We start from the raw sequence: 12,536 nt of genomic DNA, 5'->3' as shown, positions 1-12,536 counted from the left end.
ACCCGGTTGAGCGTCTTCTGGCCAACTTTTCACGCGCACGTACATCCCCCCACGGGACTCGTTCTGGGGTGGCGCGAGCGACCCGGGTACTCGCACGTCGTCGTCCGGACCGGACCCCCATCCGACCCGAGCGCCCCCTTTATCACACTGCTCCCGGGCCACGAATGTATCGCACGTAGCCATGAGTGAGGGTTCCGTATCAGATCCGGCTCATCATGATGAGTGCATCCGTGGCCGGAATCCACCCCTCTGCGGGGCGCTCCAGCCACCCCTCCTCCGCCGAGAGCCGGGCCGCCGCGGCCCGCAGCGCGTCGAGCCCCCGATGCACAAGTCCCTTCCGCCATACCAGCGATACGGGTGACAGCGGGACGGGGTCGACGAGGGGTCGGAGGGTCGATCCGGGCATGGCCGGAAAGTCCACGGCGGCCAGAACGGGGGTCCGGGTCTTGGCCATGATCCGCCGGAACTCCTCGGTGCCGACGGCGAGCGGCGCGGGCGGGGCGACCTCGATCCCGCGTCCCTCGAAGAGCTGACGGGCCAGGTCGGTCCATTCCAGCGTCCGGGGGTTTCCGGCGCCCGCGTACACCCGCTCCCCCGCCAGCGCGGCGAGCGGTACGGCGTCCAGCGCGGCGAGGCGGTGGTCCTCGGGCAGCACGACGGCCATCGGCTCGTACCGTACGGGCTGCTGTCCGAGGCGGTCGCGCAGCGCCGGGTCCAGGCCCGCGAACCGGCCGAAGGACGCGTCGAGCCGGCCGGCGAGCAGTTCGGCCGCGGCGCCGGTGAGGCCGCTCTCGAAGCGGGCCATCAGCTCGCAGTCGGGAGCGAGCTCCCGGGCCAGCGCCAGGACCCGCCCGGAGACGAGACCCGGACTGTTCACGTCGACGAGCAGGGGACGCCCGGCGCCCGCCCGGCCGGGAGCGTCGGCCCGGCCGAAGGCGGCGAGCAGCTCGTCCTGCGCCTCCAGGGCCCGGCGCGCGTACGGCAGCAGCCGCTCGCCGTCGGGGGTGAGCGCCACCTGCCGGGTGGTGCGTACGAAGAGTTCGGCGCCCAGTTCCCGTTCCAGGCGCCGGATGTCCCGGCTGAGGGCCTGCTGGGCGATGTACAGGCGGCCGGCCGCGCGGGTGAAGTGCAGGTCCTCGGCGACGGCGAGGAAGGCGCGGAGGAGCCGGGGTTCGAGGTGGGCGGGCACCGGGTGAACCTACAACGCGGACGCGTGAATCAGCGCGGAGAAGGTGTTGGACCCCTGGCGAGGGGCCGGGCGAACGTTGATCCATGCCGCTACGGACCGCACGCAATCCCTACCGCCTCCTCTTCCGGATACCGGGCACCAGAGCGTTCACGATCGGGAATCTCGTCGCCCGGCTCCCCATGGGCATGTTCAGCGTGAGCGCCGTCGTCATGATCGCGGGGACGCGGGGTTCGTACGCGCTCGCGGGTGCCGTCACCGCCACCGGTCTTGCGGCGACGGCGGTCGTCGCGCCCTGGACGGCCCGGCTCGTCGACCGGCACGGCCAGGCCAGGATCGCCGTCCCCGCGACGGCGGTCGCGGCGCTCGGCTCGCTCGCGCTGCTGCTCTGCGTCCGCCTCGGGGCACCCGACTGGACGCTGTTCGCCGCGTACGCCGCCACGGCGACCACGCCCAACACCGGGGGCATGTCCCGGGCGCGCTGGGCCCACCTCCTCGACGGGGACCCGGCGCGGCTGCACACCGCGAACTCCTTCGAGCAGGCCGCGGACGAGCTCTGCTTCATGTTCGGTCCGGTGCTGGCCGCGCTCCTGTGCGGGGCGCTGTTCCCGGAGGCGGGCACGCTCGTCGCGGTCGTTCTGCTGGTGACCGGTGTTCTCGTGTTCACCGCCCAGCGGTCCACGGAACCGCCCGTCCGGGGGCGTACGGGCGCCGGTGGGCCGTCCCCGCTCCGGGCGCCCGGCGTTGCGCCGCTGGTGGTCGGGTTCCTCGCGACGGGGGCGGTGTTCGGCTCCATGGAGGTGGTGACGATCGCGTTCGCGGACGCACGGGGGCACCGGTCGGCGGCCGGGGTGGTCCTCGCCCTGCAGGCGGCCGGGTCGTGTGCGGCGGGGCTGCTGTACGGGGCGCTGCGGCCGGCCGGGGCCGTCGAGCGCCGGTTCCTGCTGAGCGTGGCCGCGATGGTGCCGCTCATGTGCCTGCCCCTGCTGGCCGCCGGGCTCGGCGGCGGCGGTCTTGTGGTTCTGGGCCTCGCGCTGCTGCTCGCCGGGATGGCCACCGCTCCGACGATGGTCACGGCGATGACGCTGCTCCAGCACCGGACGCCCGCGGGGCGGCTGAACGAGGGCATGACGCTGGCGGTGACCGGGCTGCTGGGCGGGATCGCCTGTGGGTCCGCGGTCGGCGGGTGGGTGGTCGAGCGGGGGTCGGCTGCCGCGGGCTATGCGGTGCCGGTGGGGGCGGCCGTGACGGCACTGGCGATCGCGCTCGCGACGACAACGGCGACGGGGGTGCGGGCGCGGCGGGTCGCGCCGTTCCCCGCGCCCCCGAAAACCGGGCCGGACGCCGGGTGACCCGTCCGCTCGGGTTGCTCGCGCCGTTCCCCGCGCCCCTGAAAAACAGGCCGGACGCCGGGTGACCCGTCCGCTCGGGTTGCTCGCGCCGTTCCCCGCGCCCCCGAAAAGCAGGCCGGACGCCGGGTGACCCGTCTGCTTCGGTTGCTCGCGCCGTTCCCTGCGCCCCCGAAAACCGGGCCGGACGCCAGGTGACCCGTCCGCTCGGGTTGCTCGCGCAGTTCCCCGCGCCCCTGAAAAGCAGGCCGGGTGTCGGGTGAGCGGTCCGCTTCGGTTGCTCGAGGTGGTCCCCGGGGCCCTGGCGGGGCCGGGGTTTTTAGGGGCGCGGGGAACTGCGCGCTCAGCCCCCGTCAACCGGAGCTGTACGACCCCGCCCCCGTTCGGGGCGTCGAACGGCGGAGCCAATTCGCGCGCAAGGCATTGACTCGCCACGGCCTCCCCCCTACGTTCCCCCGTCGAAGCGCTTCGACGGCACCCGTCGAAACGATTCGACGGGTGCCGCGCGAGTGCGGCGTGAGGTTCCGATGCCCGTCCGACTTCCCTGGAGGCACAGGATGTTGAGCACACGACGGCGTGTGATGGCGGCGGCAGCGGCGGTGGTCAGCACCACCCTGCTGCTGGCCTCCTGCGGTGACTCGGACAGTGGGTCCTCCGACGGGAAGACCCTGAAACTGTGGCACTACGAAGGCCCCGACAGCGCGATGGCGGTGGCCTGGAACGCGGCCATCAAGGAGTTCGAGAAGACCCACCCGGGCGTCAAGGTGAAGTTCGAGGAGAAGGGCTTCGAGCAGATCCAGAAGACCGCCTCGATGGTCCTCAACTCCGATGACGCCCCCGACCTCATGGAGTACAACAAGGGCAACGCGACGGCCGGCCGCCTCTCCCAGCAGGGGCTGCTCACCGATCTGTCCGCGGAGGTGACGAAGCGCGGCTGGGACAAGAAGCTCAGCGCCGGCGTGCGTACCACCAGCCGGTACGACGCCAAGGGCGTGATGGGCTCCGGCAAGTGGTTCGGGGTCCCCAACTACGCCGAGTACACGATGGTCTTCTACAACAAGGACCTCTTCGCCAAGTACAGGATCGCCGAGCCGAAGACGTTCGACGAGCTGACGGCCGCGATGGACACGTTCGTCGACAAGGGCGTCACCCCGCTCGCCAACGCGGGCGCCGAGTACGTGGCCCAGCAGTACCTGTACCAACTGGCGCTGTCGAAGGCGGACCGCGCCTGGGTGGACTCGTACGAACTCTTCAAGGGGAAGCCCGACTTCCACGACACCGCGTGGACCTACGGCGCGCAGACCTTCGCGGACTGGGTGAAGAAGGGGTACATCGGCAAGAAGTCCGTCAGCACGAAGGCCGAGGACGCCGGGCTCTCGTTCATGCAGGGCAAGAGCCCGATCCTGTTCTCCGGCAGCTGGTGGTACGGCCGGTTCGCCGCGGAGAACAAGTTCGACTGGGGCACGTTCCTGTGGCCGGAGTCGAACATGACCCTCGGCTCGGGCGGCAACCTGTGGGTGGTCCCCAAGGGCGCCGGGAACAAGGACCTGGCGTACGACTTCATCGACATCACCATGTCGAAGAAGATCCAGAACCTGCTCGGCAACAAGGGCGGCGTCCCGGTGGCCGCCGATCCCGCCGCCATCACGGATCCGCGGGCCAAAGGGCTCATCGCGAACTTCAACGCCCTCTCGGAGCGGGACGGCCTGGCGTTCTACCCGGACTGGCCCGTCGGCGGTTTCTACGACGTCCTCGTCTCCGAGACGCAGAAACTGATCACGGGGAGCGCGAAGCCGGACGCCTACCTGGACGCGGTGAAGGCCGCGTACGACAAGGGCGTAGCGGACCGGTGACGGTCACCGTCGAAAAGAGCGGCCGGGGCGGCCGGGGCGGCGAGGGCAGCACGGCCGTCGAAGCGCGTCACCGGTCGAGGAGTCCTCGCCGGCCCCGTGACTCGTACGCCCTGTTCCTGCTCCCCGGGGCCCTCGCCTTCTCCGTGATCGTCGTCGTGCCGTTCCTGATGAACACGGGCGTGAGCTTCACCGAGTGGCAGGGCGTCGGCAGCCCCGAGTGGTCCGGGCTCGCCAACTACCGCGAGCTGATGGACGACGCGGAGTTCTGGGCGTCCTTCCGGCACAGCCTGTTCATGGTCGTCGCGATGGCGGTCGTACCGACCGTCCTCGGGCTGGTCCTGGCCGCCGCCCTGTTCGACTTCGTCGGCAAGCACTTCGGCAGCAGGACCGCGGCCGTGCTGCGGGCCTGCTTCTACCTGCCGCAGGTGCTGCCCATCGCGGTCGCGGGCATCGTGTGGAGCTGGATCCTCGCGCCGGAGAACGGCTCGCTGAACGAGCTGCTGAAGGCGGTCGGGCTCGGGAGCCTCCAGCAGGACTGGCTCGGCGATCCCGACCTCGCGCTCTACAGCGTCATGGGCGTGATGGTGTGGGTGCAGCTCGGCTTCCCGCTCGTCATCTTCATGGCGGGACTGCAGCGCGTCGACCCGCAGCTGTACGAGGCCGCCGAGCTGGACGGGGCCGGCTGGTGGCGGCGGTTCTGGCACGTCACGCTGCCGCAGATCAGACCCGAGATCTCCGTCGTGCTGCTGTGGTGCACGATCGCCGCGCTCAAGGTGTTCGGCGCGGTGTACGTGCTCACCAAGGGCGGGCCGGGCGGGGCGACCGACGTGCCCTCGTACTTCTCGTTCACCACGTTCTTCGAGAAGACCCAGGTCGGGTACGGCGCCGCGATCTCGACCGTCCTCACCGTGATCGTCCTGCTGCTCACCCTGGCCGGCCTGAAGCTCCAGACCCGTGCCGAGGACGCCGAACAGGGAGTCATGCGATGACCGCCCTCCGCCGTTACCCCGTGCTGCTCGCCCTGGTCATCGGGGCGCTGTTCATGGTCCTGCCCTTCCTGATCGTCACGGTCAACGCGGTCAAGTCGCCCGCCGAGTACGCGGCGAACGGCCCGCTGAGCCTGCCCGAGGGCGTCTACCTGGACGGGCTGAAGGACTTCTGGGAGCGCGTCGACTTCGGGCAGAAGCTCGCCAACTCGGTGCTGATCAGCGGATCGGTCGCCCTCGGCGCGGTCGTCCTGTCCGTCCTCAACGCGTACGCGATCGGCATCGGGCGGATCAGGGGCCGCACCTGGGTGCTGGCCTTCTTCGTGCTGGCCAACATGCTGCCGCAGGAGGCGCTGGTCTACCCCGTCTACTACCTGAGCAAGGAAGCCGGCCTGTACGACACCCGGCTGAGCGTGATCATCGTCTTCACCGTGATCCAGGCGGCCTTCGGCACGTATCTGCTCTCCGCGGTCCTCGGGCAGTTCCCGCGCGAGATCATCGAGGCCGCCCGCATCGACGGCGCGAACAAGTGGCAGGTGCTGTGGCGGATCGTGGTGCCCGTCAGCCGGCCCACCATCGGCGTGCTCCTGGTCTTCTTCTTCATCTGGACCTGGAACGAGTTCCTGCTCCCCCTGGTGATGCTGATCTCCAACGACAACCAGACCGTGTCGGTGGCCCTCGGCGTCCTCCAGGGCCAGCGCCTGATGGACGCCACGATGACGAACGCCGCCGCGCTCCTGGGCGTCCTGCCCGCCATCGTCTTCTTCCTCGTCTTCCAGCGGACGCTCACCCGCGGCATCGCCGTGGGTGCGGTCAAGTAAGGGGTGCGCGCGTGAAGTTCACCGACGGCTACTGGCTGCTGCGCGAGGGCGTGAGCGCGGCCCACCCGGTCGAGGTCCTCGACGTGAGCGCCGGGTCCGGGGCCCTGGAGATCCACGCGCCGACCCAGCCCATCCGCCACCGCGGCGATCTCCTGAAGGGACCGGTCGTGACCATCGGCGCGCACGCCCCGATGCCCGACGTCATCGGCGTCACGTTCACGCACTTCGAGGGCGAGGAGCCGCGAGGACCGCGGTTCGAGCTCAACAGGCTCGGCAGCGACGAGTTCACGGCCCACGCGGAGTACGACGACGACTGCGCCACCCTCACCGCGGGCGCCCTGTCCGTGCGGGTGAGCCGTACCGGCCCCTGGCACGTGGACTTCCTCGCCGACGGCCGCACCCTCACCGGCAGCGGCCCCAAGGGCATGGGCATCATGCGCGACGCGGGCAGCGGCGACCACTACCTGCGGGAGCAGCTGAACCTCGGCGTGGGCACGCACGTCTTCGGGCTCGGCGAGCGCTTCGGGCCGCTGGTGAAGAACGGCCAGGTCGTCGACATGTGGAACGCCGACGGGGGCACGGCCACCGAACAGGCGTACAAGAACGTGCCGTTCTACCTGACCGACGCGGGGTACGGCGTCTTCGTCGACCATCCGGGCCGGGTGTCGTTCGAGGTCGGCTCGGAGGCGGTGTCGCGGGTCCAGTTCAGCGCCGAGACCCAGCAGCTGACGTACTACGTCATCTACGGGCCGACCCCGAAGGACATCATCCGCAAGTACACGGCGCTCACCGGCCGGCCCGCGCTGCCGCCCGCCTGGTCGTTCGGGCTGTGGCTGTCGACGTCCTTCACCACGTCGTACGACGAGGCCACCGTCAGCTCCTTCATCGACGGCATGAGGGAACGCGAACTGCCGCTGTCCGTCTTCCACTTCGACTGCTTCTGGATGCGCGAGTTCAACTGGTGCGACTTCGAGTGGGACCCGCGGGTCTTCCCCGACCCGGAGGGGATGCTGGCCCGCCTCAAGAAGCGCGGGCTGCACATCAGCGTCTGGATCAACCCGTACATCGCGCAGCGCTCGCCGCTGTTCGCGCAGGGCAAGGCGCTCGGGCACCTGCTGAGACGCCCCGACGGCAGTGTCTGGCAGTGGGACCTGTGGCAGCCGGGCATGGCGCTGGTCGACTTCACCAGTGAGGCCGCCCGCGACTGGTACGCCTCGAAGCTGGAGGCACTGCTCGCGCAGGGCGTCGACTGCTTCAAGACCGACTTCGGGGAGCGGGTCCCGCTCGACGTGGCGTACGCGGACGGCGGCGACCCCGAGCGGATGCACAACTACTACACCTACCTCTACAACCGGACCGTCTTCGACGTGCTGCGCAAGCACCGGGGGGAGGCCGAGGCGGTCGTCTTCGCGCGCTCGGCGACGGCCGGCAGCCAGAAGTTCCCGGTGCACTGGGGCGGCGACTGCGAGGCGACCTACGAGTCGATGGCCGAGTCGCTGCGCGGCGGGCTCTCCCTCGGGCTCTCCGGGTTCGGCTACTGGAGCCACGACATCGGCGGCTTCGAGGGCACCCCGACCCCCGCCCTCTTCAAGCGGTGGCTCGCCTTCGGACTCCTCTCCTCGCACAGCCGGCTGCACGGCAGCTCCTCCTACCGCGTGCCGTGGCTCTTCGACGAGGAGTCCGTGGACGTCCTGCGCCTGTTCACCCGCCTGAAGCTGCGCCTGATGCCGTACCTGTACGAGGCCGCCCGCACCGCGCACGCGCAGGGCGTGCCGATGATGCGGGCGATGGTCCTGGAGTTCCCGGACGATCCCGGCTGCGCGCACCTGGAACGGCAGTACATGCTCGGCCCCGACCTGCTGGTCGCGCCGGTGTTCTCCGACGACGGGGACGTGTCGTACTACGTGCCCGAGGGCACCTGGACGCACTTCCTGACCGGCCGGACGGTGACCGGACCGCGCTGGGTGCGCGAGCGGCACGGCTTCTCCAGCGTGCCGCTCCTCGTCCGGCCGGGCGCGGTGATCGCGGTGGGCGCCGTCGAGGACCGGCCGGACTATCCGTACGCGGACGGGGTCACCCTGCGCGCGTACGGCCTGGCGCGCGGCGCGCAGGTCACGGTGACCGTGGACGGGGTGGTCTTCACCGTCGTGCGGGAGGGCGACACGCTGCGGGCGTCGTCGGGCGATCCGGCGGCGCCCTGGGCCCTGGCGGCGGGCGGGCGGACCGCGCGGGCGGCGGCCGGGACCGGATTCCTGTCCCTGGAACTGGAGCAGGAGCAGGAGCAGGAGCAGGAACTGGAACTGGAGCAGGGGCCCGCGAGCGGCTCGGACCGGGACCGGGAGCGGGGCTGAGCATGGTGAAGATCACCGATGTGGCCCGGCACGCCGGGGTCTCCCCCAGCACCGTCTCGTACGCGCTGAGCGGCAAGCGGCCGATCTCCGAGGAGACCCGGCAGCGCGTCGAGGAGAGCATCCGCGAGCTGGGCTACCGGCCGCACGCGGGCGCCCGGGCCCTGGCCAGCAGCCGGTCGAACGTGCTGGCGCTGGTGGTGCCGCTGCGGGCGGGCATCCACGTGCCGGTGGTGATGCAGTTCGTGGTGTCCGTGGTGACGGCCGCGCGCCGCCACGACCACGACGTGCTGCTGCTCACCCAGGAGGAGGGCGAGGACGGGCTGCGGCGGGTCGCGGACACCGCGCTCGTGGACGCGCTGATCGTGATGGACGTCCAGCTCCACGACGGCCGGCTGCCGTTGCTGCGCAGCCTGGACCGGCCGTCGGTGCTGATCGGCTTCCCGGCCGAGCCCGCCGGGCTGACCTGCATCGACCTGGACTTCGAGGCGGCGGGCGAGCTGTGCGTCGAACATCTGGCGGGCCTCGGGCACCGGGTGATCGCGCTGGTGGGCTCCCCGCCCGAGGTGTACGTGCGGGAGACCGGGTTCGCCCAGCGGGTGGTCCGGGGCTTCACCGCCGCCGCCGACCGCAACGGCATCGCCTCCTCGGTGCACCCCTGCGAGGCGGACCCCGCGGCGGCCCGGCAGGTCGCCGAGCGGCTCCTGCGGGAGCGGCCCGCCCTGACCGGGGTCGTGGTGCACAACGAGCCGGTCCTGGAACCGCTGATCGACGCCTTCGAGTCGCTCGGGTTACGGGTCCCGCAGGACCTGTCGGTGACCGCGATCTGCCCGGACGAACTGGCCGGGCGCGTCCGGGTGCCCGTCACCTCCGTCGCCATACCGGCCGCCGAGGTGGGCGCCGGCTCGGTGGAGCTGCTGATGAAGAAGCTGGGCGGCGCCTCCGTACCGCGGGCCACCCTGCTGCCGCCCCGGCTGACGGTGCGGGCCAGCACGCGGCCCCGCCCCTGACCTGCAAGGCCCCGACCGAAGGAGCCGTGAAGTGAAAGGCAAGAGAAGACCGAGAACCTCGCTCGTCCTGACGCTCACCCTGATCGGCGGCCTCGGCGCCGCCGTACCGGCCGCCGCACCGGCCACCGCGTCGGCCGCGGCCGACGATCCCGCATACCCCTTCCGCGACCCCCGCCTCCCCGTGGAGCGCCGCGTCGGCGACCTGCTCTCCCGGCTCACCCTCGACGAGAAGGTCTCCCTGCTCCACCAGTGGCAGCCCGCGATCCCGCGCCTGGGCATCCGGTCGTTCAGGACCGGCACCGAGGCACTGCACGGGGTGGCCTGGCTGGGCGAGGCCACCGTCTTCCCGCAGGCCGTGGGGCTCGCGTCGACCTGGGACCCCGCCCTGATCCGCGAGGTCGGCTCGGCGGTCGGCGACGAGACACGCGGCTTCCAGCAGGAGCGCCCGGCCGGCTGGGGTCTCAACGTGTGGGCGCCCGTGGCCAACCCGCTGCGCGACCCGCGCTGGGGCCGCAACGAGGAGGGCTACTCCGAGGACCCGTACCTCACCAGCACGATGGCGACCGCCTACGGCACCGGTCTGACCGGCGGTGACCCCGAGCACCTGAAGACGGCCCCTACCCTCAAGCACTTCCTCGGCAACAACAACGAGGCCGACCGCACGACCACCTCCTCCGACCTGCGCCCGCGGGTGCTGAAGGAGTACGAGGAACAGGCGTTCAGGCCGGTGATCGAGGCGGACGCGGCGACGGGCGTGATGTCCTCGTACAACCTCGTCAACGGCCGCCCGGCCACGGTGAACCCGGCGCTCGGCGAGGACGTGCGCTCCTGGACCTCACAGGACCTGCTGAACGTCACCGACGCCTACGCGCCCAACAATCTGACCGGCACGGGCAGCCAGAAGTACTACGACACCCTCGCCGAGGGGAACGCGGCCGCCCTGAAGGCGGGCATCGACAGCTTCACGACCGACGACACGGACTCCGGGCCGACGACCACGGCCGTCAGGTCGGCGCTGGCCGACGGCCTGCTGGAGGAATCCGACGTGGACGAGGCGGCCGGGCACGTCCTCGGCGTCCGGGTCCGGCTCGGCGAGTTCGACCCGGGCGGCGGGAAGTACGGGGCCATCGACAAGTCGGTGGTGAACAGTCCGGCGCACCGCAGGCTCGCCCGGAAGGCGGCGGCCGACGCGGCGGTCCTGCTGAAGAACACGGGCGGCGCCCTGCCGCTGAAGGACTCCGCGAAGGACGTGGCCGTCGTCGGCCCGCTCGCCGACACCCTCTACACCGACTGGTACTCGGGCACGCTGCCGTACGCCGTCACCCCGAAGGCGGGCATCGCCGCACGGCTCGGCGCCCCCGTGGCCGGCAGCGAGGGCGTCGACCGGATCTCGCTGCGGAACACGGAGAGCGGCGCGTACATGACGGCGGGGACGGACGCCGACGGCGAGGCGCTGAAGGAAGCCGCCACGGGAGGGACGGCCGCCCAGTTCGACGTGTTCGACTGGGGCGCCGGCATCGTGACCCTGCGCTCGGCCGCGAACGGAAAGTACGTGGGCTACAACTGGTCGGCCTTCGTCAACGACCAGGTTCAGCCCAATGGCTGGTTCGTCCAGCAGCAGTTCGCGCTGGAGGAGCAGGACGACGGTACGTACCTGCTGCGGTACGCGGGCTACGAGACCCGCGAGCCCTGGTGGTCCAACCCGGTCTACCTCGGCCCCACCGGCTCCGACGGCACCCTCGGCCTGGTCGCGAAGCCGCAGGCCGCGCGCTACGCCAAGGACGTGGTCCGCAGCGGCAGCGCGGAGGCCGTGGCGGCGGTGAAGGGCAAGGACGCGGCGGTCGTGGTGGTCGGTTCGATGCCCGCGATCAACGGCCGCGAGAACGACGACCGCGAGGACATGGGCCTGGCCCCGTCCCAGGAAGCCCTGGTCGAGGCGGTGCGCGAGGCCAACCCGCACACCGTCGTGGTCGTCGAGAACAGCTACCCGACCACCCTCGGCGCCCTCCGGAAGGAGGTCCCGGCGCTCCTGTGGACCACCCACGCGGGCCAGGAGACCGGCAACGCCCTCGCCGACGTCCTCTTCGGCGACGTGAACCCGGCCGGGCGGCTCACGCAGACCTGGTACCGCTCGGAGGCCGACCTGCCCTCGATCCTGGAGTACGACACCATCAAGCACGACCGCACCTACCAGTACTTCAGGGGCGATCCGCTCTACGCGTTCGGCCACGGCCTCTCGTACTCCTCCTTCCGCTACGGGCGGTTGAAGCGCGTCGACGGCGGTTACGAGGTCGCGGTGACCAACACGGGCCGCCGCGCCGGCGACGAGGTCGTGCAGCTCTACACCCATCAGCGGCTCTCGCGCGACAAACAGCCGCTGAAGCAGCTGGAGGCCTTCGAGAGGGTCTCGCTGAAGCCCGGCGAGACGCGGACGGTGAAGCTGGGGCTGCGCGAGAAGGACCTCGCGCACTGGGACGTCACGCGGTCGAGGTGGGTGGTGGAGAGCGGCACGTACGACGTCCTCGTGGGCGCGTCCTCCGAGGACATCCGCTCCCGTGCGTTGCTGCGGGCGGCGGGCGAGAAGATCCCGGCGCGGGACCTGTCCCGGACGACCCGGGCGGAGAACTTCGACGACTACGACGGTGTGCGGCTGGTGGACGAGTCCAGGGCGCGGGGCACCGCCGTGGGGGCCACCCGCGACGGCGCCTGGCTGAAGTTCGCCGACGCGCGGCCGGTCCCCGGCGGCGCGGAGTTCACGGCGCGCGTGGCGGGGGCGGCCGGGAGGGTGGAGGTACGGCTCGGCTCGCCCTCCGGGACGCCCGTCGGCACGGCGACCGTATCCGGCACGGGGTCGGTGTACGCGTACGCCGAGGTGAACGCCCGTCTGTCGGCCGCCGTGAAGGGGCGCCAGGACGTGTACCTGGTGCTGGGGGACGGCATGCGGCTGTCGACGTTCACACTCGGCTGACCTGCGGTGAAGCAC

At 71.4% G+C, this 12,536-nt stretch carries 8 protein-coding genes; 7 read left to right on the top strand and 1 reads right to left on the bottom strand.

What is annotated here, in order from left to right:
* Nucleotides 1-199 precede the first annotated feature (199 nt).
* Complete coding sequence (locus tag QFZ75_RS23695) at nt 200-1,189, bottom strand: LysR family transcriptional regulator (RefSeq protein ID WP_307539922.1); 990 nt, start codon at nt 1,187-1,189, stop codon at nt 200-202.
* An 83-nt stretch (nt 1,190-1,272) separates the two neighbouring features.
* Here QFZ75_RS23695 and QFZ75_RS23690 point away from each other — a divergent pair, with 83 nt between their 5' ends.
* From QFZ75_RS23690 to QFZ75_RS23660, 7 genes are all read left to right on the top strand, one after another.
* Nucleotides 1,273-2,538: an MFS transporter gene (locus QFZ75_RS23690; RefSeq protein WP_307539920.1), complete on the top strand. Its 1,266-nt coding sequence runs from the start codon at nt 1,273-1,275 to the stop codon at nt 2,536-2,538.
* A 554-nt stretch (nt 2,539-3,092) separates the two neighbouring features.
* Entirely contained in the window at nt 3,093-4,388 is a 1,296-nt protein-coding gene (locus QFZ75_RS23685; protein ID WP_307539918.1) for an ABC transporter substrate-binding protein, read from the top strand.
* Nucleotides 4,385-5,377: a carbohydrate ABC transporter permease gene (locus QFZ75_RS23680; protein ID WP_307539916.1), complete on the top strand. Its 993-nt coding sequence runs from the start codon at nt 4,385-4,387 to the stop codon at nt 5,375-5,377. The genes QFZ75_RS23685 and QFZ75_RS23680 overlap by 4 nt, the downstream gene beginning before the upstream one ends.
* The gene (locus QFZ75_RS23675) at nt 5,374-6,195 is read left to right on the top strand and encodes a carbohydrate ABC transporter permease (RefSeq protein WP_307539914.1); all 822 of its coding nucleotides are present in this window, start codon (nt 5,374-5,376) and stop codon (nt 6,193-6,195) included. The genes QFZ75_RS23680 and QFZ75_RS23675 overlap by 4 nt, the downstream gene beginning before the upstream one ends.
* An 11-nt stretch (nt 6,196-6,206) precedes the next feature.
* Entirely contained in the window at nt 6,207-8,546 is a 2,340-nt protein-coding gene (gene yicI, locus QFZ75_RS23670; RefSeq protein WP_307539912.1) for an alpha-xylosidase, read from the top strand.
* A gap of 2 nt (nt 8,547-8,548) precedes the next feature.
* Nucleotides 8,549-9,553 (top strand): LacI family DNA-binding transcriptional regulator, encoded by a 1,005-nt coding sequence (locus QFZ75_RS23665; RefSeq protein WP_307539910.1) that lies wholly within the window; start codon nt 8,549-8,551, stop codon nt 9,551-9,553.
* A 31-nt stretch (nt 9,554-9,584) separates the two neighbouring features.
* Nucleotides 9,585-12,521, top strand: coding sequence for a glycoside hydrolase family 3 protein (locus tag QFZ75_RS23660; RefSeq protein WP_307539908.1), 2,937 nt, complete (start codon nt 9,585-9,587; stop codon nt 12,519-12,521).
* Nucleotides 12,522-12,536 lie beyond the last annotated feature (15 nt).

This window comes from Streptomyces sp. V3I8, assembly GCF_030817535.1.
Lineage (GTDB): Bacteria > Actinomycetota > Actinomycetes > Streptomycetales > Streptomycetaceae > Streptomyces.
Note: the sequence above shows the minus strand (reverse complement) of the source record. Positions and strands in the feature narration are given on the sequence as shown.

Coding starts and splice junctions, on each gene's coding strand:
- QFZ75_RS23675 (WP_307539914.1), top strand. CDS start 5,374: ATGACCGCCCTCCGCCGTTACCCCGTGCTGCTCGCCCTGGTCATCGGG.
- QFZ75_RS23685 (WP_307539918.1), top strand. CDS start 3,093: ATGTTGAGCACACGACGGCGTGTGATGGCGGCGGCAGCGGCGGTGGTC.
- QFZ75_RS23690 (WP_307539920.1), top strand. CDS start 1,273: ATGCCGCTACGGACCGCACGCAATCCCTACCGCCTCCTCTTCCGGATA.
- QFZ75_RS23665 (WP_307539910.1), top strand. CDS start 8,549: ATGGTGAAGATCACCGATGTGGCCCGGCACGCCGGGGTCTCCCCCAGC.